The sequence below is a fragment of the Microbulbifer variabilis genome, from assembly GCF_056232115.1.
Map to the genome: position 1 here is coordinate 471,270 of NZ_CP174325.1, position 20,078 is coordinate 491,347.

The window sequence follows — 20,078 nt, forward strand, 5'->3', positions numbered from 1 at the left end:
AAATTTGGCAGGGATGCCTTTGTATGCATTGTTTAATCAGTGGTGGCACAGGCCTGATAGGCAGACTTTTTTGCCAACGCTGGCTCGCCCGCGGCGACACAATCACAGTTCTTAGCCGCCAGCCAGATAAGGTGCGCACACTCTGCGGGGAGGCGGTCGAAGCAATTAGTGAACCCGAAGAGGTTAAACACGCAGTTGATGTGGTAGTAAATTTGGCGGGCGAACCAATCTCCCGCCGTTGGAGTGAGAGGCGCAGGACCGAAATTCGCAACTCCCGATTAAAAACCACAGAGAAGTTAGTGCGCTGGGCCCTAACTCAGAGGAAACGTCCAGATTACTTCCTTTCCGGGTCAGCAATTGGTTACTACGGGGACCGTGGTGGCGAACTTCTTAGGGAGGACAGTCCTCCCGGAGGAGGGTTTTCTGCTCAATTATGTCGCGACTGGGAGGAGGCAACACTTCCCCTGCAAAGAGCAGGAATCTGTGTCGGGATCATCCGCACTGCTATTGTACTCTCCACCCGTGGCGGAGCCCTGCCACAGATGTTACCAGCTTTCCGCCTTGGTCTTGGTGGGCCTATGGGTTCCGGGGAACACTGGATGAGCTGGATTCACGAGGAGGATGAGGTGGGGTTAATGCTACATGCGATTGACAAGCACCTGTGCACAACATTCAATGCCAGTGCTCCCGAAGCGGTAACCAATAACAGCTTTTCCAGATTGCTGGCCAAACAGCTGCATCGTCCATCCTTTATGCGTTCGCCTGCGTGGTTGCTTAAAACACTCTTCGGAGATATGGCAGAGGAGCTGCTACTGGCCAGTGAGCGGGTGGAGCCGCGCACCGCTCTGGACAACGGCTACAGTTTCCAGTTTCCCACTTTGGAACAGGCCCTTGCCGACCTTCTGAACGGCGGCAATGCAGCCAATAGAGCGCAGGCTTAGGGCACAGCTTCAGGCAGCCGCCATACTGCTCTCCAACGCCTCCGATAGGTAGCGACGACTGGATTCGCTAGTTACCAAATCCCCGTGGCACTCCATTGGTGCGGACCCTACCCACTGGGCGTGCCATCGATACCACTGGGATTCACCGGCTCTCTCGCGCAGCTCGATAAACTCCACCTCTGATGGGTTAAAGCGGTACTCGCGGACAATTTGCCCGGCGAAGGTTTCAAAATTCTTGCTGAGTTGAGCGCCACTCTCCGCGCCGGCACTAAGAAATAATAGAGTTCGCCCATCCTGTTCTACGCGCTTGAAGCCAACCCAAACCGCTCGATTCAAGCGGTTGTGTAATTGGATGGGAGTAAAAGAAACCGGGATGCCCTTCATCTTAAGGTTATCTCGTTTATTGTTATGTTTGTAATCCACAGTCGCCATTCCATGTTAAAAAATAATCAGTGGGTTAGTCCTGTGGCGCCAGTCATCCTAAATCCGGTGCAACTAGCATTCAAGAGTACTTTCTCTTGCTCGACGCCTGTTACCTCTTATCCTGTAGGCCTCTGAAATTCCTTTGATATAAAAGTTCCTCAACATTTTCTGGTTGGCGGCAATGGCCTAATGCTGTACCACGCCTGCCCCAGTAATTCCCGCCAGTAAGTCTGTGTTTGCAACAGGGCTGCCGCACTGGGAACCCAGCGTAGCAAACCCTCCTGAGCCCGCGGCAACAATTCTTCAGCACTGCCAACAGGAAGCGGCTTTACTACTAAGCCGGCTTTATTGAACACAGCTGCTGCACGGGGCATATGCCACCAGTGGGTGACCAGGACAATACGTTTCACACCCGCTGCACGCAATATCTCAGCGCTGTTTACTGCATTCTCTGCGGTAGTACGACTGCAATCATCACGCCAACTCACAGAGCGAGCCAATTTTCCCTCCAGTAGGGACTCCATCATTTGAGACTCAGCCGCTCGCTCATTTCGATAGACACGCCCTCCGGAAACCAAAATTGGCACCCCCCCTGGCGCCTGTTCAGCAGCCCACAGAACACGCTCCAGGCTAGCGGCCGACAGACGTTCACTGCCCGATTCCCCGTTTCTATAGCGCCCACCACCCAGGATTATGACTGCCTCAGGAGAAAAACCCGCAAGGTCCGGTGCAGCCCCCAGGCGCTTTCCCAGCCAATTCGAAAAAGCCGGAGTGGCACTCATCCAGAGCACAACAAATGAAACCAGTGCCAGCGGTAGGGAAACTTTCCCCAGCAGGGATCCTTCAGGCAGAAATCGTAGTAAAAACGCCAGCACTAACCCCAACATAGGTGCCAAAGGCGGCATTAGCAGGTTGGTCATAAACGTATGAAATTCAATCAATATTCAAGACCGCCCTCTATTTGTCGAAAGCAACCATAGCCACAGCGGTGGCACGGTGTGATCTGTGTATTCTCTGGTGGGAGAGCGCGGTAGCCACACCCCAAGCACTGCAGCTCCTCATCAGCACCCACATATTCGCCAGCCAGGGCCCAGGGTTTTCCCTCACGAATACAGCGCATCAGGTTGGGCCAGGCCGTTTCCGTCGGGTCTGCCGCATTCAGCAGCCAATCGCCACTGCGCTCTTCCAATGTACGCAACTCGCCGCCAAGGCCTTGGAGATAATCAGAAGCACGATGAAGGTCATCCTTTAACCAGGCACGCAGGAAGGCGACTTTATTCGCGGTTAGGTCTTCAACTGCCAGCTCACCCTCAACCAGATTCTCCAGATCCTCGCGAAACTCATCGGCTAGATCATCCTTCGGCGGCAACTTTGGTTCCTTCGTCACGGTATCCCTCCTATAATCTCGCGTTTACGCATCCTAATGGATGCCCTGGAGACAGCAATTGATCGCGATCAATCCTATGGATTGCAGATCATAAGCAGTCCCATCCAATATATGTAACGGTTTCCCCGCAAATTTTTGATCACAGAGTATAGGTCCCCAATCGATGGAAGAGCAGTACAACCCCTCCGCAGTCGAAGCTTCTGCCCAGGAATTCTGGGAGGCAGAGAAAAGCTTCGAGGTTAAGGAAGACACCGGCAGGGAAAAATTCTACTGCCTGTCCATGTTCCCCTACCCTAGCGGCAAGCTGCACATGGGCCATGTGCGAAATTACACCATCACTGACGTAATCACCCGCTACCAACGAATGCAGGGTAAGAACGTATTGCACCCTATGGGCTGGGATGCTTTTGGTCTGCCTGCAGAAAATGCAGCGATCCAGAATAAGACTGCACCGGCCAAATGGACCTATGCCAATATCGATTACATGAAGGGCCAGTTGAAAGCTCTTGGCTTTGGCTTTGACTGGTCCCGTGAACTAGCTACTTGTCAGCCTTCCTATTACCGCTGGGAACAATGGTTCTTCACCCGCCTGTATGAAAAAGGCCTGGTCTACAAGAAGAACTCCGCAGTGAACTGGTGCCCCCATGACCAGACGGTACTTGCCAATGAGCAAGTGGAAGATGGGGCCTGCTGGCGTTGTGGCACTACCGTAGAACGCCGCGAGCTAGCCCAGTGGTTTATCAAGATTACCGACTATGCGGAAGAACTGCTCGAGGATCTCGACAAATTGCCCGATTGGCCCGAGCAGGTGCGCACTATGCAGCGCAACTGGATCGGCAAGAGCCGAGGTGTGGAGCTGAGCTTCGCCCTGCCTGCAACTGTAGCCGGCATGGATCACTTCGACGTCTATACCACCCGCCCGGACACCTTAATGGGAGTTACTTATGTATCTCTCGCTGCCGAGCATCCTATCGCCCTGGAGATGGCGGAAAGTAATCCGAAACTGAGAGAGTTTATTGCTGAGTGCAAAAGACAATCCCTGTCCGAAGCCGACATGGCCACAATGGACAAGAAAGGAATGGATACCGGGCTGAAAGCGATTCACCCCATCACTGGTGAAGAAGTCTCCGTCTGGGTCGCCAACTATGTATTGATGGATTACGGTTCTGGAGCCGTAATGGCAGTTCCGGCACACGACCAGCGCGACTGGGAATTTGCCCATAAGTACCAACTACCAATGGTACAGGTAATTGAAGCTTCCGATAGCCAGCCTATTGACCTGGATAAAGAAGCCTATACAGAGAAAGGCAAGCTGGTGAACTCCGGTAGCTTTGATGGACTGGATTTCGAGAGTGCTTTTACCGCAATCTCCGAAGCACTCGTCGCTACCGGCAAAGGCCGGGTCACCACTAACTATCGTCTGCGCGATTGGGGCGTCTCCCGCCAACGCTACTGGGGTGCACCTATTCCCATGTTCAATTTAGCTGACGGAGGGGAAATTCCGGTTCCTGCGGACAAACTGCCGATTCTATTACCGGAAGATGTGGAGCTAGATGGTGTTCAATCACCCATTAAAGCTGACCCAGAGTGGCGCAAGGACGAGTTCAACGGCACTGCCGTAGAACGAGAAACCGATACCTTCGACACCTTCATGGAATCCAGCTGGTACTACGCGCGGTATACCTGCCCAGATTTTGAAGAGGGCATGTTGGATCCGGACCGCGCCAACTACTGGCTGCCTGTCGACCAGTATGTAGGCGGCATTGAGCACGCTATCCTGCACCTCCTCTACGCACGCTTCTTCCACAAGCTAATGCGCGATGAGGGGCTGGTAAACAGCGATGAACCTTTCAAGCAGTTGCTGTGTCAAGGTATGGTTTTAGCTGAGTCTTTTTATAAAGAGAAACACGGTCATAAAACCTGGATTAATCCAGCCGATGTGGATGTCGAGCGGGATGACAAGGGGAAACCCATCAAAGCCATTGAGCGTGCGACCGGCGAAGAGATTATTGCTGGTGGAGTAGTGAAAATGTCTAAGTCTAAGAACAATGGCATAGACCCGCACGCAGCAGTCGAGCAGTATGGCGCTGATACCGTACGTCTATTCACTATGTTCGCCGCTCCCCCTGAGCAGACCCTGGAATGGCATGACGCTGGAGTGGAGGGCGCCAGCCGCTTCCTGCGCAAGCTCTGGAAAACTGTTCACAGTCATGTCGCAGCGGGTTCAAGCGATGTAGAGATCGATCAACAATCTCTGAGTGACCAACAGCAGCAACTGCGCCGCAAGGCCCATGAAACCATCCAGAAAGTGGGTGATGACTACGGGCGCCGCCAAACTTTTAATACGGCTGTTGCCGCAGTTATGGAGCTGCTCAATGAAGTGGGTAAGTTAGCAGAACGGGATAATGAGCAGGGCCTCGCTGTAGAGCGGGAAGCACTACAAGCTGCCGTCTTACTGCTCGCACCAATTACCCCGCACATATGTCACCAATTGTGGCAAGTGCTGGGTAATTCCAGTGCATTGATTGATACGGCTTGGCCACAAGCGGATGAAAAGGCTCTTGTACGTTCAACCATTACACTGGTAGTCCAGGTCAATGGCAAAGTCCGTGCAAAACTGGATGCTCCGGCTGATGCGGATAAAGAGGGCTTGGAAAAAATGGCTCTGGAAAATGAAAACGTACAGAAGTTTATTGGTGATTCCACAGTACGCAAGGTCATTGTCGTACCAGGCAAACTGGTAAATATTGTTGCGAAATAGACTCGCAGCCCGAATGCCGGGAGCTATAAGCTCCCGGCTCACTCAGGCAGCACATACAGTTCAGGCCCGATTAAGCCAGGTAGTTTATGAAAAAAATCGCAAGACGAGTTATCTCCTTAATTGCCATTCTTGCCATTGCCAGTTGTGGCTGGCATTTACGCGGCACACCAAAGAACTTCCCTCCAGGCAGCACTATTTATATTTCCAGCGAAAACCCACGCAGTGATATTGCTGATGAACTCAGTCGCCTGCTCCACAACGGTGGTATTCCCGTTGCTGCAACTCCCATGGAAGCAGATTACGTAATGGTTATTAACAGGGAAATCGAACGCAAACTCACAGTTGCCGTAGACTCGGAGGGGCGCGCATCAGAATACGAACTGATCACCAGCGCTATCTATAGTGTTCGTACCGGTAGCGGTGAAGTCTTGCTAAACAAAGCCCAGGCAGATGTTTACCGTTCTCTTGAATGGGATGTATCTGAGATTGTGAGTAAGGGCGAAGAGGAACGCTTACTGCGTGCTGAAATGCGTCGCGAACTTATCAGCCGGATGATTGACCGACTGCGTCGAATTGATGTCAATGCCCCGCTGGAGGATAAAAGCTACTAAGTAGCTGTACAGTAATGCGTATCAACCCCCAGCAACTACCACAGAGTCTCAAAAAGGGGCTGGCCCCGGTTTATATTATTTCCGGAGATGAACCCCTGCTGGTCCAGGAGTGTTGTGACCAGGTTCGTAAGGCGGCGAAGAAGGTTGGCTTTGATGAGCGTGAGCTTCTCCATGCCGAGCACAACTTTGATTGGGGGCTTCTACTCGCCTCTGCTGGCAATATGTCGCTTTTTGCCGAGAAAAAGTTGATCGAAGTACGCGCACCTGGTGGAAAACCGGGGGACAAGGGCAGTAAGGCCCTTCAGGAATTCGCAGCCCTCGCCAGCCAGGACTTGGTTCTGCTTTTAATTCTACCCAAACTGGAAAGATCACAGCTCAACAGCAAGTGGGTAAAAGCACTGGAACAAGAAGGCGTACTAGTCCAGATCTGGCCAGTGCCTGCCCAGGAAATGCCACGTTGGATCAATCAGCGGCTTAGCGCTGCAGGACTGACTGCCGAACCCGAAGCAGTAAAAATTCTGGCAGAACGCGTGGAGGGCAACCTACTTGCCGCTAGCCAGGAGATAGAAAAGCTCAAGCTATTAAATAAGAGCGACACCACAATTACCGTCAGCTTACTGGAACACAGTGTTACCAGCTCCGCTCGCTATAGTGTATTTGACCTAATAGATAGAGCCTTGGCCAGTGAAGCCGATAAAGCAATAACAACTTTACAGGGATTACGCAGTGAAGGCATTGAACCACCGGTAGTGCTTTGGGCCCTGGCACGGGAAATTCGCTCATTGCTGGAAATTGGGGAAAAGCTCAATCAGGGCCAACCACTGGCTCGCCTGGTGCGTATTCAAAAACGTCAGCCACTAATTCAATCCGCTCTTTCCCGGCTGGCGCCTCGCCAGCTTGAAACTCTGCTTTTACGCGCTCGCGCTATCGATACCGCCATCAAGGGTGGCACTGGACACCAATCACCCTGGACGGGCCTACTGGAGCTCACTTTAAACCTGAGTGGCCAGCGCAGCGTCTAGCTCTCGGTTTACCCTCACCTAACTACCAATCTATTTAATAAACAACCCCTGCCCCTAAAGGGGAGGGGGTGTTTAGGCGAACTAAAATCAGGGTTAGTTCTGAGTAATCGTAGCCATGTTGCTATCACCAATCTGATGAACACTGGCCATATTGAACTCGCTAGATTGAGTAACAAAAGTGGCGTTATTGTTACCAGACTGTCCCAAGTGGGCGCCATGCTCAAAGCCAGATTGAGACAGAACAATCATGTTGTCCCCGCCCATATCCTGGTGAACTTCTGCCAAGTTAAGCTCGCCAACCTGGTCAATATCAACCATGTTAGCTACGCCTTCACTGTAGCCGAAGGTAGAGTTAGCGCTACCAGACTGATCAATAGTCACCTGGTTCAAATCACCGGTCTGAGAAAACTCACTCCAGTTCATGTCACCATTTTGAACCAGGGCAGCAGTATTGCTGTTGCCGTATTGATACATGTCACCAATATTATTAGTGTCGTTCTGAGCGATAGTGGTTACGTTGTCATCGCCATACTGAGCTGCAACACTGGAGTTACCGATTCCATCCTGGGCAATGGTCGTAACGTTGTTAATACCCGCTTGGGACATATCCAGGTAGTTGTAATCTCCAGTTTGCACCAGATTTGCAGTATTTTCAGCACCGCTCTGGTAAGCGAAGCCCACGTTACCCTCACCAACTTGACCGCCCAGGAAGCCATCCGCCGATGGATACCAGGTGCTGCCCCAAACACTGTTTGAGTCGCCAACCTGGGTGCTCACAAACAGGTTGCCATCACCTTCCTGCTGCAAGAAAGCAGTATTGTCATTACCATCCTGTAAAGCATCCATGGTGTTATCATGGGAATTAGAGTACTGGTCCAGGTGCATTACGTTTTCACTGCCCATCTGGGTAGCAAATGCTGTGTTTCTGGCACCATCCCATTGGTGAATAACACCCTGGTTACCCTCTCCCTGCTGGAAAGTGTAGGCTTGTGAACCATCCTGGTTATTCTGGCTGGTAGTCGCATAGTTGCGATTTCCAACTTGGGTCTGGTCAATAAAGTTACTATCAGCAAATGACTGCTCGGTAGAAGCGAGATTGTCATTACCTTCCTGCCATTGATAAGCGGCATTATTGGTAGACTCGACTACCTGATAAATGTCAGCGGCATTATCGTTGCCAGCTTGCAGTTGATCACCGTAGTTACCATCAGCCACGGCCTGTCCAGCACCTACAAGCATTGCAATCGCGGCAGCAAGTGAAAGCTTTTTCATTTATGTTTCTCCCTCGGACTAAATAAACAAATACAAACAAAAAGAAAGCAGCGAGCTAGTCATACTGGACTACCTCCACCGCATGGTTGTCACCGAACTGCGCGACAAATCCAAATAGCCCATCACCGTTTTGAATGATGTTGGCTGAATTTCCATAACCAACTTGATTTATAAGGGCAATATTATCTATACCGTTCTGTATAGCAGTTGCTTGGTTGTAAGCCCCAGACTGTGAAATAGCCGCATAGTTATAGTCACCACTTTGGTGAACTACTGATTCATTGGACGAACCATCCTGAACCAGGAATACCTGGTTGTACTGACCTGTCTGTACTACTTCAGCTACGTTGTAGTCTCCTAACTGCGTTACTTCAGCCAGCTGTCCATTAATTGAATCATCCCGCTGAAGAAGTAGATCAAGTGCACCTTGCCCAGATAACAGTTCATCGTGACTATCGAGATCTCCAGCCCAGGACAATGTAATGGGCATTAAAACTAGAATCAGATAGAAAACAGCCGCCCTAATAGCAGTCACTCAGATTTCCTCAGTCAAATTAAATAAACTATATAAAGCTCATCTACTAAGGAAACTATAGGAATAATAAGAACAGGAATAAATCAGAAGAAAGCGTATTTTTCTATACAAAAATAAGCAGAAACGTAAAACTTTTGTATGATTAAGGAAAGATAAAAGCTATGAAACAGATAAAAATCTGTGAGAGCAACCAGGAGCCCCGTAAATTACACCAACTTACAGAAAAGTTCAACTCGCAAAAAAGCTGGCCACCTAACCACTTTTAATTCAGATAGATATTGCCAGCTTTTTGAATAATTAAATTATTATTAATCAACAATAATTACATTGTTTTCATGAGATCAGAGAATTTTCACCGGACTTTCAGAGTATTCATCCAAGATCGATGCAGGAAACTCACTACTATCCTGCAAAGCCCATAAATTTCCAGTAACCCCATTAGCAATAAGGTGAATCACGGCAGACTCGATAGCCGAAAGTACACAAAGCTGAGCAGGATCATTGGTCGTCATCCCAGCCTCAACCTCTAATAAACGTTTATATTCTACAAATGTGTAAATATCTCCTTGCACCTGCCGGGACAAAATCTTTTTACTGGTAAGCACGCTACTTAGTACACGACCCGTTCTTACATCGACAGCACGCAAGTTTACTGTCACTTCATCAACACGGTACTGTGAAGAAAGGCCAATTCCAAAATACCTTGCCCCTGCTCCACCAGTTTTGATATTGGTGTCATAAGCGACAATCCCTCCTTCCAACATAATATTTGCTGACATCAAGGAGGGTAAATCAAAAGGAGGAACTGTATCTTCCTCTTTCAGTGCAGCACGAATTATCTTTCTCTCTGTCAGCAGGTTTTGCAGTCCTTCCCGCTCTAAAGTAACAAACCATCCTGATTCATTTAAGACCTGCACCAACATAGAAGCAGCGCCCTGAGTCACTGCAGTTGAAAACGAGCTTGATGGGGCCGGCCTGTACTGCCCTGTCTGGTCACTAAAACCATAAACTGCTACAACAATTTTCCCCCTGGGAGAGGGCAAATTGATCAAGTCGGCATAGGTGCTCATTCGATCTGTTAAAGTGGCCTTCTCATATCCTGGACCAAATAGAGCCTCACGGGTTTTCTGAAAAAAACTACAACCACTTATGAAAATAATAAATACTACAAGCAATATTCTAGGCAACATCACCACCACCCCTGAAATCCTCAAAAATGCCATCCAATGGCAGTATGGCTGTTAATTTCCCGGATCTAATCCTACTACGACAATCTCAGAAATTTCGCCGGTGACAGCATCTGTAATAGTTATTGTTAAAGTTCCATCCACATCAATTATATTTACAATAAAGTCATCGGTTACCAGAGTACCATCATTTCCATTACCTACATCGGTCAAGAGTTGAGACAACAATCTGGATTCCAAAGTATCAGTGAATCTATCTAGAGAGGAAGATTCTGAATAAGGTGACTTACCTGCTTTTGGATCTTTCTTACTATTCTGGGCGCTCGCATTATTCAGTAGATAGTTACCATTTAATGGGTTGCCACCGAACGAGGGGTTAACCGGTGTGTAAATCAACTCAGTAGCGTACCCTGCAAAAGGAATCATTAATATAAGCGTAAATAGAGTAACTAAAAATCTTTTCATTAAATTTCATCCCCTGCCAAATCCAAATTTTGAGAGAACAACTCTTGCAGCCTCTGCTGTCGAATATTGTTATTTATTTGAGTTGCTGCTTGAGCAACAAGCTCTCCAAAACGCCTTCGCCCAGGGTAGATCACAGTTCTAAAAACCTGTTTATTTTCATAGGTAACCCATACCACGCTACCCCACCTTGCTGAAGGTCGCTCATGAACGGTTAGGTTATAATCGAATTCCGTGAGGTTACTGGTGATATAAATAGAAAGAGAACGGGCAAATTCGTGACCAATACCGCTCACAGTACTGTCGATAACCAGCCCGGTAAGAAGGGAGTCCTCACCCTCTATTGACTCGAGCTCTTGCGACTGGACAAGTGGGGAGATTGAGATAAGCAGAATTAGGAGAGAAACTCTCTTAAAGCAGTAAAAATAGATACTCATTTTATAAGTTCTGGCTAGCCCAACTACTTGCTTCTAAGCGATTTTTACAGCCAATCTTTCTGTATATCTTATAAAGATGACTCTTAACCGTGTGCTCACTAACACATAAAACTTCTGCAATATTTGCATTGGTATGACACTCACATATCAACTGCAATATTTGCGTCTCACGCTGAGTGAGATTCGACGCTTTTTCCCGCCACTTTTTTGGCTTCCGGTGCTGACGTAAAAAATTATGCAGTACATCCCTGGGAAACCAGTATTCACCAGAAAAAATCCTGCCCAATCTTTCCATGATCACTTTGGGCTCACATTCCGAAGGCATCAAGCCAAGAACCTTCTCCCAGTGAAGAACAAAATCCAAATCAGTTGTATCCGCTACATTAATCAGAACAATACTGGGTGGATTGGAAATTGTATGAATGTCACGCAGAATCAGGTCCAGATCGGATGATGAGAGATCTGCGCAGTCCAGGAGAAGATATTCAGTGATAATTTCTTCAAGCGAAGAAATTGACAAACGCTGGAATATAGAACACTTAGTCCTAAACTCATCCTCTATACGCCCTGCAAAGATAGAGGATTGAAGATTAATAGAAGCCGTTAAAAAAGCTACTTCCGGCCCTTCGGATTCATGACCCGGAGTCACAACTTCAAGGCGTGCATAATCCTTATGCAAATTCATCTGGGTTCCCCCAACATGCGGTCCTTTTAAGATCTTACTTAATATCTGATTTGCTCTTATTTTCTATTTATTCTATGGCCGTCTTTCGCTGTGAGCTAAATCTATTCGATCAACTCCCTGCCTGCAACAAGAAGTGATCTAGATATCAAAATTTCAATCTTAAGTGTGCCAACATAAATTTAGAATGTCATTTTTACATACAAAGGTATTACATTTACAGCTGTAAACCACCTCATAGAACATCCTTTGGTATAGACTCAGGAGCCCACAAAAAATTCAACGAATATCGAGAAATTTGTACTGGTCCACAAAATTAATAGATTAATTTTGATAAAAAACAAATTTTTCTGATCTGAAGAATGTGAACAGTCACATATAATCCACGAAGCATCTTAAAATATAAATTAAATCGTTTAGCACTATTCAATTGATATTAAATAAAAATCAAATGAGAAATAGAGCAAACGGTATTACTTTGAATAAAAGTCACAAAAAATATAAGTCTAAAAACACAGCCACAATTTTTTCTGAATTATCCGCAAACAGGTTCCGTATAAATAGTAATCAGTTTGAAGTTGATTTAACCTTAAATACAGACTTCCCAGTGTTAATAAAGCACTTGAAGCTGGGATGAATGTACCGATTAGACCAAAAAATAGGCTATATTCAGCCCAAACTGCATGGAATAAATTCATGAGCACCAGTATCCAACCCTCCGTACATGCATCCACTCATACAATCAATAATCAGGTTCCCCCTCTTACGGGCCATAATTTATACGCGGGGGATCAAGCACTTAGAGAAGCAGTACATATCAATGGAGGACACTGGGCCGAGGAAGATTTACAGCGCTATGGAGAAGTATGTGGTCGCCCAGAAATGATTGAACGTGGTTACGCTGCCAATGAATTCAAGCCAATATTCGAAAGCCATGACCGTATCGGCAATCGTATAGATATAGTTCGTTACCATCCTTCATATCATCAATTAATGCAACTGGCACTCTCGGAAGGATTGCACTGTTCACCCTGGACGGATCCACGTCCGGGAGCGAACGTGGTAAGGGCAGCAAAGAACTATTTACAATGTCAGCTTGAAGCTGGTCATGGATGCCCAGTAACTATGACTTTTGCTTCTATACCGTCAATTCAACTCAACCCCATTGTTGCCGCTGAATGGGCCCCCAAAATATTAAGCAGAGGATATGACAACAGTAATCGCCCTTACTTTGAAAAGTCCTCTCTAACTATCGGGATGGGTATGACGGAAAAACAAGGCGGCTCTGATGTACGTGCTAATACCACGACCGCTATCCCTTTAGGGGATAACGTCTATGAGCTGCTCGGGCACAAGTGGTTTATGTCTGCTCCCATGTGCGACGGTTTTCTGATACTAGCCCAGGCACCCGGAGGGCTCTCCTGTTTTCTGGTACCCCGCTGGCGTCCAGATGGTAGTAAAAATCCCCTGGAAATCCAAAGGCTCAAAGTGAAAGCCGGTAATGTCTCCAATGCTTCTTCAGAAGTGGAGATGCGAGGTGCAATGGGTTGGTTGTTAGGAGAGGAAGGCCGAGGCGTAAACGCAATTATTAAGATGGTAGCCATCACTCGCTTCGATTGTATGGTCGGTTCTTCCGGAGGTCAGCGTCAAGCAGTTGTTCAGGCCATTTACCATGCCTCACAACGAAAAGCCTTTGGCCAAAAGTTGATTGACCACCCCCTAATGCGCAATGTGCTGGCGGACCTGCAATTAGAAGTTGAGGGATCCATTGCCTTAACTATGCGTATGGCAAGGGCTATGGATCAGGAGGACCAGGAGCACGAAAAAATGCTACTTCGTCTGGGAGCTGCGGTGGGAAAATACTGGATCTGCAAACGCAGTCCTCACCATGCCTATGAGGCTATGGAATGCCTGGGAGGAAATGGGGTCATCGAGAACTTTATTACTGCCCGCCTATACCGAGATGCTCCAATCAATGCTATCTGGGAAGGCTCTGGCAATATACAGGCTCTGGATGTCCTTCGGGCAATCACAAAAACACCCAGTGTAGTAAATCACTGGTTGGACGAAATGGCAGCCAGCACAGGTAAGAATAATTATTTTGATAAAGCACTAGATTCATTAAAGAAAGAATTGGCAGATTTAGATCAGTTTGAGTACCGAGCTCGCGCTATCGTAGATCAAATGGCAGTTACAATGCAGGCCCATCTACTTATTCAATCTGGTGATAAGGCAGTCAGTAGCGCTTTTATTCTATCAAGGTTGGAGGGCAAAGGCGGCCATAGCACTGGTAGCCTACCCAGGGGAGTCGATATAGAACAATTGCTCACACGCGGGAATCCACTTTCAGTATAAAAAATGAGCTATATTAACTTAAACTGAAAACCCGGAATAACCGGGTTTTTTCTAATAAAAAATAAAGATCAGCTAAAAAAAACTATAGCGAAAGCCCAGTTGGCCACGAACCCCATAATACTCAACTTGCTTTGGCCTATCTTTATCACCAATATAATAAGTTAAAGGTTCATTCGTAAGGTTTAAGGCCTCAGCAAAAATAACTAAATTGTCCCCAATCGTATAATTTGCACTCATATCCAGGCTTGTGTAAGCACCGTAGTACTGGTCTTCATTTTTATTGCCACCATGCTCTTCAATATACTCTCCCTTATGGTTTTGAGCCAGGCGAATGGAGACAGTACCATCATCATAATAGATAGAGAGATTATGTAATAAATCAGCTTGACGGGAAATCGGCACCGCACCATCACGGCCCGGAATACGCATTTCTGAATCCAGCATAGTTAAATTTGTCGATACCCCAATATTTGAAAGAAATCCAGGGAGGAAATCCAATTTTCGCACGATATTAAATTCCAATCCCCCCAACCACGCATCTTCACCATTTTCCGGACTATAAATATCGACTCCTGACACCCCATTATATTCACCTTCTTTCACATCTTTAAAGATTGGATCTGTAATATCTTTATAAAATAAACCAGCAGATAAAATCCCCGAGTCATTAAAATAGTACTCATACATAAAGTCCAGATTCCAAGAGTAAGTAGGATCAAGATCTGGATTACCTCCTATAAACTCATTATCGTGCTCGGCATAGTACCCTCCCGGATTCAGATCACCAAAGTCCGGCCTGGCAAAGGTTCTGGTCAGCGCGAGCCTGATATTGCTATCCTCTGTGAGCGCATATTTTAGATGTGCCGATGGCAAAATGGATAAATACTCTTTATCACCATTAAACGGCACCAAATAGCCTTTATTAGCTTCATCGTTAACAAATACCTGGCTTTCCACCTTCGTTTGTGTCTGAGTGAGTCGTAATCCCATTACAAGAATGGCTCTATCTGAAAGCTCATAATTACCCATGCCATAAGCCGATAGGTGCCTCTCTGTTAGCTCAAAATTTCGCCCAAGAGCCCCTCCATTTTCAACTAGAGCTGATTCTTCGGGAATCAAATTGAATTTATCCCGGTTTTGGTTCCAAAAATTCTCCAATTGAGACATTGAAGCAACCTGAGAGAATTGGGAGTCATAGTTGATATCCAACTCTGATAGGAAATCATTTCTGCCAGGCTGATCAGACAAGGTAAAGTCAGAGAGAACTGGGGCAGGCCCATAGTTTTCCTCATCCCAAATGTAAAATGCATCGGAGAATTCAGACACCCGTTCCTTGTCCCGATATTTCATACCGAACTTTAACTCCAGCTCACTGGAAAACTGGGAAGAAAAGTCAAAAGTGGCTACCACTTTATCCTTTTCGTTGACATACACTTTATATAGTTCAACCCAAGATAGGCTGGACTGGGTTGGGTCCATTACAAAACCATCCGGGAGGTGAGTGGGTATATTTTCTGCTGGGTCAGTACCACCATCGATTTGGTTGTAAGCCAGCCCATCATCATCCAGACCAACATAACCTACTTCCGTTTGATCAAAACGCATTACAAAATAAGAGCGATCATCTTTATTGGGTGTATTCCCATAGCGGAATTCATTATCATAGCTGGCTAAATTCCAATTCAGCTGCTTATCATCACCAAAAAAGTGCTCTCCACCAACTTCAACACCTTGCATACGTGTTATCAAAGTATTGTGGATATGCTGAAGTTCCATTCTATCTTTATCGAACCGCAACCTGTGCTTGTAATGTGTCTCCTCATCTTCTAATGTCCCATACAAACCACGAGCAAAAATCTTACCTCCTTCTTCCAATCGGTATTCAGTAGCAAGGTTTAACCCCAGGGTATCTCTGGTTCCGGTATAATCCCGCAGTTCCAATCGATATATTCCCTCCCCTTTACGGCGAGGCTCGTAGTTATCTGTTGCCCAATCCCTGCTCCAACCAGTTACATTGGCCAAAAATCCCCATTTACCACCTTCACTTCTATCCCCATAAAGAATGCTCATGGATTTAATATCACCGTCGGCTTTATCCGCATAGCCACCAGATAGGGATATATCCAAAGTGCGTTCTTCAGGGGCTGTACGAGTCACAAAATTAACATTGCCGCCAATAGAGTCACCTTCCTGATCCGCGGTAACAGCCTTAGAGACCTCAATACGTTCAATCAGCTCCGATGGAAAGAAATCAAACGCCGTAGCCCTGCTGGTAGTTTCCTCTTCTGCAGATGGCAAACGATGACCATTAAGGCTAGAAGAACTCCATTGGGACGGGAGGCCACGCACAGCGACAAACCGTCCTTCCCCCTGGTCACGCTCGATAGATACGCCTGCGACTCTTTGAACTGCCTCTGCGGCGTTACGATCCGGTAACTTTCCTATACCATCTGCCGATACCACATTAACAATCCGGTTGGATTCCCTCTGTAACTCCAGGGAACGTAACTCTGTCTCAAACATTCGTCCAAGCACAACAATCTCTTCTATTTCGCTATCATCCTGGACACTCTGCTTACTACTTTCTTGTGCATGAGCGTAATTTACTTGTCCCACCAGCAGAGTAATCGTTGCAGGCAATAATTTGACATAAATCATTTTACTTCCCCTGTATCAATCAAAAAATGATTGGCAAATTTTTATCGACACAAATTAACTTGCTCGATCATCAACATAAATCTGGACTAGACCAGAATCCTAAATTGCCGCTATGACGTTTGTATAACAGGTGTGTGAATATTCCCTGCGAATATATAAATGAAAAATTTTTACCATCTGGAATGGTTATTGAACTTAAAAAAGACTGTCACAAAAACGCAATCATAAGCACCTAAAATCTGGTCTAGACCAAATGGCAGCTATCGATAAAATGGAAAAAACCAGTAAAAAACAGGAATCTGATTCCAGTGAAGATTTCAACAGTGAGCTTTTCTTGCTACTCTTTTCCGGAGTTGCTGCATTCTTCACTTATTTTTGTATGTATGCTTTCCGCAAGCCCTTTGCAGCAGCATCTTACGCCAACATTTCCGGCTGGGATTTCACTCTAGACTTTAAAACCGCACTTATAATTTCCCAAGTACTGGGTTATGCGTTTTCAAAAATTATCGGGATTAAGGTTGTCTCAGAGTTACGGCCATTGCAGCGGGGAAGAATACTGGTAATTCTAATTCTTTTCAGTCATCTGGCCTTGATAGCATTCGCATTGATCCCCGCTCCTTATAATGTTGTCATGCTTTTTTTTAATGGTCTCCCACTTGGAATGGTGTGGGGACTAGTATTCAGCTATTTAGAGGGGCGTCGTCTTACTGAAGCACTAGGCGCCATTTTATGTGTTAGCTTAATCATCTCTTCAGGAGCCGTAAAAGCAGTAGCCGCATATCTAATGCTGGAATGGAAAGTGCCGGAAATCTGGATGCCTGCAACCGTGGGCTTATTATTTCTACCTGCACTGATTCTATCTACATTTACACTCAGTAGAATTCCCCAACCCAATCAAGCAGACATCCGTGCACGAAAACAAAGAGTACCAATGACGAATGAAATGCGTTGGACTTTCGTCAATGAAACGAATCTGGGATTGTTGGCTTTAATCATCGCTTATGTATTCCTAACGGCATTTCGTGACTTCTCTGATAATTTCGCTGCAGAGCTTTGGCAAGCTTTGGGTCATGGTCAAGCACCCCAGATCTTCCTTACCAGCACTCTACCCGTGGCACTGATAGTTTTAGCATCCCTGGCGCTACTTATTTTTGTACGTAACAACTATCGCGCATTGCAGCTAAACCAGCTATTAGTCGCGGCTGGGGGAGCAATCTGCATAACTTCAACTCTCGCATTTGAGTTAGATATTGTATCCGGGGCTGCCTGGATGATTGGGATCAATATCGGGCTCTATATAGGCTATGTTCCATTTAACTGTTTATTATTTGAACGTCTGGTCGCCTGCACCAAGAGCCTAGGTAACGCAGGATTTGTGATTTATCTGGCAGATAGTGCGGGTTATATCGGCAGCATTAGTGTCATGCTCTATAAGACTTTCGCGCAACCAAACCTAAACTGGTTACAGTTTACTCAGCAACTTTCCTATGCTACTGGTATTGCATGTATTTTGTTAATGCTGCTCTCACTTCTTTTCTTTCGCCGCTTGCACCGTAATTCTTCTTCACGGTTGAGGCTTATTACTTCTCCAGTGTAAAAAAGGCTATAGAGCAGTTATGAAATTTGATATTGCCATTGTCGGTGCCGGGATATTAGGCAGTTTTGCTGCTTACCATGCACTAAAATCCGGAAAAAAAGTGCTGTTAATTGAAGCCAGCACTAAGCCTCACGGAGCCACGGTACGCAATTTTGGCCAAGTAGTACCATCTGGTATGAATCTAAAACTATGGCGAAATCTGGGGCGACGATCGCTGGAACTTTATGGCGAGTTGGCGACAATAATGCCGGACGCACTCTGGCAGCATGGCTCTCTCTACGTGGCTTCTTCTTTAGAAGAGGCCAATCTACTAGAGGAAATGCATGAGATTAATCGTGAGACTAACTACGTTTCCAGGCTTCTTACCTCGACGCAGTGTCACAAGCAAATTAATTTACTAAAGCAGAGTTACTGCCATGGTGGCCTCTACTATCCACAGGAAATGAGTGCCGAAAGCTCCCTGCTAATGAAGTATTTTTGGAAACTACTTGAAGACACGAAAAATTTACATTTTAAAAAGGCATCTCCGGTAATAGCCGTAGAGGAAGTCAAAAATGGGGTCCAGCTTCGCTGCTCAACAGGTGAGTCTTTTATTTCAGAACAGGTAATGATTTGTTGTGGCCATCAACTTAGTCATTTATTTCCGCACTTATTACAAACAGAACAACTACGGCTTAGTAAATTGCAGATGTTGCGCACCCAACAAATCAAGGGAGTCAAAATACCAGGGAACCTGCTTACAGGTCTGACAATACGCCGCTATGAAGCATTTAAAAGTTGCCCTAATTATAAAAATCTACCGAAGCCCCATATTGATCCAAGCTATGGAAAATTTGGTATCCACCTTCTGTTTCGACAATCTGCCGATGGCAGCATCATCATTGGCGATTCTCATGAGTACTTCACTGCCCAGGACTCAGGCACTTTGAACTATGAAATATGTCAGGAAATCAACTCACTGATGGTAGCTGAAGCCAAGCGTATTCTTAATCTACCCCATTTAAATGTTGCCAGGATTTGGAATGGCTATTACAGCCAGGAAAGTAGCCAAGGCGTATTCCTAAAATCCGCAACAGAAAATATTCATTTAATAACCGGTATTGGAGGAAAAGGTATGACAACCGGACCAGCATTAATGGAACGGGTAGTGAAGGGTATTTTGGACAAGATCCCTCTAGATGAGTGCTTAATCGATGAGAGCTAATGTTGTCGATAAAATTAAACAGTTATTTTTGCAGTACGGGAATTTAACACTTGGAGAAAAATGCACGCAGCTACAGCATGCTACCCAGTGTGCCACCTTGGCGGAACTCTCTGGTATCTCCGATGAAATGACTGTTGCAGCGTTTCTTCATGATATCGGCCATCTCCACGCTATAAAGGAAAAAATACCCGGTACGGATACTGAAGGCTACAGTGCACATGACCTAATAGGTGCAGATTTACTCGAAAGGTGGGGTTTTTCCAATACAGTCACGAAGCCTATCGCCCTACATGTTCAAGCTAAAAAATTTTTAATGAGTACAGATAACATTTATGAGACACGGCTATCCGCAGCAAGCCACAAAACCCTAAAAAAACAAGGCAAAATAATGACAGATAAAGAAAAAGATAATTTTCTTAATACCCCCTTCGCCGAGGATGCTCTGCGTCTGCGCGAGTGGGATGATTCAGGAAAAGTGCCTGGTTTAGCCGTAGCTCCTTTGGATCACTGGCTAAAGATCTGCTCAAAGGTACTTAGTCGATAG

General features: G+C 46.3%; 18 protein-coding genes. 8 read left to right on the plus strand and 10 right to left on the minus strand.

Features of this window, described 5'->3' with window-relative positions:
- Positions 1 to 23 precede the first annotated feature (23 nt).
- Positions 24 to 941 (plus strand): TIGR01777 family oxidoreductase, encoded by a 918-nt coding sequence (locus ACJJI7_RS02055; RefSeq protein WP_020412513.1) that lies wholly within the window; start codon positions 24 to 26, stop codon positions 939 to 941.
- Between the two features lie 9 nt (positions 942 to 950).
- Here the strand turns inward: ACJJI7_RS02055 and ACJJI7_RS02060 are convergent, their stop codons facing one another.
- The 3 genes from ACJJI7_RS02060 to ACJJI7_RS02070 form a co-directional block, all read right to left on the minus strand.
- Positions 951 to 1,364: a hypothetical protein gene (locus tag ACJJI7_RS02060; protein ID WP_020412512.1), complete on the minus strand. Its 414-nt coding sequence runs from the start codon at positions 1,362 to 1,364 to the stop codon at positions 951 to 953.
- Between the two features lie 158 nt (positions 1,365 to 1,522).
- Positions 1,523 to 2,305: a YdcF family protein gene (locus ACJJI7_RS02065; protein WP_444901061.1), complete on the minus strand. Its 783-nt coding sequence runs from the start codon at positions 2,303 to 2,305 to the stop codon at positions 1,523 to 1,525.
- Entirely contained in the window at positions 2,302 to 2,751 is a 450-nt protein-coding gene (locus ACJJI7_RS02070; RefSeq protein WP_020412510.1) for a zinc ribbon-containing protein, read from the minus strand. Before ACJJI7_RS02070 ends, ACJJI7_RS02065 begins: the two co-directional genes overlap by 4 nt.
- A gap of 163 nt (positions 2,752 to 2,914) precedes the next feature.
- Here ACJJI7_RS02070 and leuS point away from each other — a divergent pair, with 163 nt between their 5' ends.
- The 3 genes from leuS (at position 2,915) to holA (ending at position 7,145) form a co-directional block, all read left to right on the plus strand.
- On the plus strand, positions 2,915 to 5,512 hold the full coding sequence (leuS, locus tag ACJJI7_RS02075; protein WP_282952583.1) for a leucine--tRNA ligase: 2,598 nt from the start codon (positions 2,915 to 2,917) through the stop codon (positions 5,510 to 5,512).
- A gap of 86 nt (positions 5,513 to 5,598) precedes the next feature.
- Positions 5,599 to 6,123, plus strand: coding sequence for an LPS-assembly lipoprotein LptE (locus ACJJI7_RS02080; RefSeq protein WP_282952582.1), 525 nt, complete (start codon positions 5,599 to 5,601; stop codon positions 6,121 to 6,123).
- A 14-nt stretch (positions 6,124 to 6,137) separates the two neighbouring features.
- On the plus strand, positions 6,138 to 7,145 hold the full coding sequence (gene holA / locus ACJJI7_RS02085; RefSeq protein WP_444901060.1) for a DNA polymerase III subunit delta: 1,008 nt from the start codon (positions 6,138 to 6,140) through the stop codon (positions 7,143 to 7,145).
- Between the two features lie 93 nt (positions 7,146 to 7,238).
- Here holA and ACJJI7_RS02090 read toward each other — a convergent pair whose 3' ends face one another.
- The 6 genes from ACJJI7_RS02090 to ACJJI7_RS02115 form a co-directional block, all read right to left on the minus strand.
- A complete protein-coding gene (locus ACJJI7_RS02090) occupies positions 7,239 to 8,417 on the minus strand; it encodes a hypothetical protein (RefSeq protein ID WP_444901059.1) in 1,179 nt (392 codons plus the stop codon).
- A gap of 55 nt (positions 8,418 to 8,472) precedes the next feature.
- A complete protein-coding gene (locus ACJJI7_RS02095; protein ID WP_020412505.1) occupies positions 8,473 to 8,952 on the minus strand; it encodes a hypothetical protein in 480 nt (159 codons plus the stop codon).
- A 341-nt stretch (positions 8,953 to 9,293) separates the two neighbouring features.
- Positions 9,294 to 10,142, minus strand: a complete 849-nt coding sequence (locus ACJJI7_RS02100) for a CsgG/HfaB family protein (protein ID WP_282952578.1) — start codon at positions 10,140 to 10,142, stop codon at positions 9,294 to 9,296.
- Between the two features lie 51 nt (positions 10,143 to 10,193).
- Positions 10,194 to 10,604: a curli assembly protein CsgF gene (locus tag ACJJI7_RS02105; RefSeq protein ID WP_020412503.1), complete on the minus strand. Its 411-nt coding sequence runs from the start codon at positions 10,602 to 10,604 to the stop codon at positions 10,194 to 10,196.
- Positions 10,604 to 11,038: a CsgE family curli-type amyloid fiber assembly protein gene (locus tag ACJJI7_RS02110; protein WP_444901058.1), complete on the minus strand. Its 435-nt coding sequence runs from the start codon at positions 11,036 to 11,038 to the stop codon at positions 10,604 to 10,606. Before ACJJI7_RS02110 ends, ACJJI7_RS02105 begins: the two co-directional genes overlap by 1 nt.
- A gap of 1 nt (position 11,039) precedes the next feature.
- A complete protein-coding gene (locus tag ACJJI7_RS02115) occupies positions 11,040 to 11,723 on the minus strand; it encodes a helix-turn-helix transcriptional regulator (protein ID WP_020412501.1) in 684 nt (227 codons plus the stop codon).
- A gap of 693 nt (positions 11,724 to 12,416) precedes the next feature.
- Here ACJJI7_RS02115 and ACJJI7_RS02120 point away from each other — a divergent pair.
- Positions 12,417 to 14,075: an acyl-CoA dehydrogenase family protein gene (locus ACJJI7_RS02120; protein ID WP_444901057.1), complete on the plus strand. Its 1,659-nt coding sequence runs from the start codon at positions 12,417 to 12,419 to the stop codon at positions 14,073 to 14,075.
- Between the two features lie 72 nt (positions 14,076 to 14,147).
- On the opposite strand, the gene ACJJI7_RS02125 is transcribed toward ACJJI7_RS02120, so the two are convergent.
- Complete coding sequence (locus tag ACJJI7_RS02125) at positions 14,148 to 16,733, minus strand: TonB-dependent receptor (RefSeq protein ID WP_444901056.1); 2,586 nt, start codon at positions 16,731 to 16,733, stop codon at positions 14,148 to 14,150.
- Between the two features lie 253 nt (positions 16,734 to 16,986).
- Between ACJJI7_RS02125 and ACJJI7_RS02130 the strand changes: the two genes are divergently transcribed.
- From ACJJI7_RS02130 to ACJJI7_RS02140, 3 genes are read left to right on the plus strand one after another with little or no spacing between them, the layout of a single operon-like run.
- On the plus strand, positions 16,987 to 18,330 hold the full coding sequence (locus tag ACJJI7_RS02130; RefSeq protein ID WP_020412498.1) for a DUF5690 family protein: 1,344 nt from the start codon (positions 16,987 to 16,989) through the stop codon (positions 18,328 to 18,330).
- A 19-nt stretch (positions 18,331 to 18,349) separates the two neighbouring features.
- Positions 18,350 to 19,534 carry a TIGR03364 family FAD-dependent oxidoreductase gene (locus ACJJI7_RS02135; RefSeq protein WP_020412497.1) on the plus strand — a complete coding sequence of 395 codons (1,185 nt, stop codon included), beginning with the start codon at positions 18,350 to 18,352 and terminating at the stop codon, positions 19,532 to 19,534.
- Complete coding sequence (locus ACJJI7_RS02140) at positions 19,524 to 20,078, plus strand: HD domain-containing protein (protein ID WP_444901055.1); 555 nt, start codon at positions 19,524 to 19,526, stop codon at positions 20,076 to 20,078. The genes ACJJI7_RS02135 and ACJJI7_RS02140 overlap by 11 nt, the downstream gene beginning before the upstream one ends.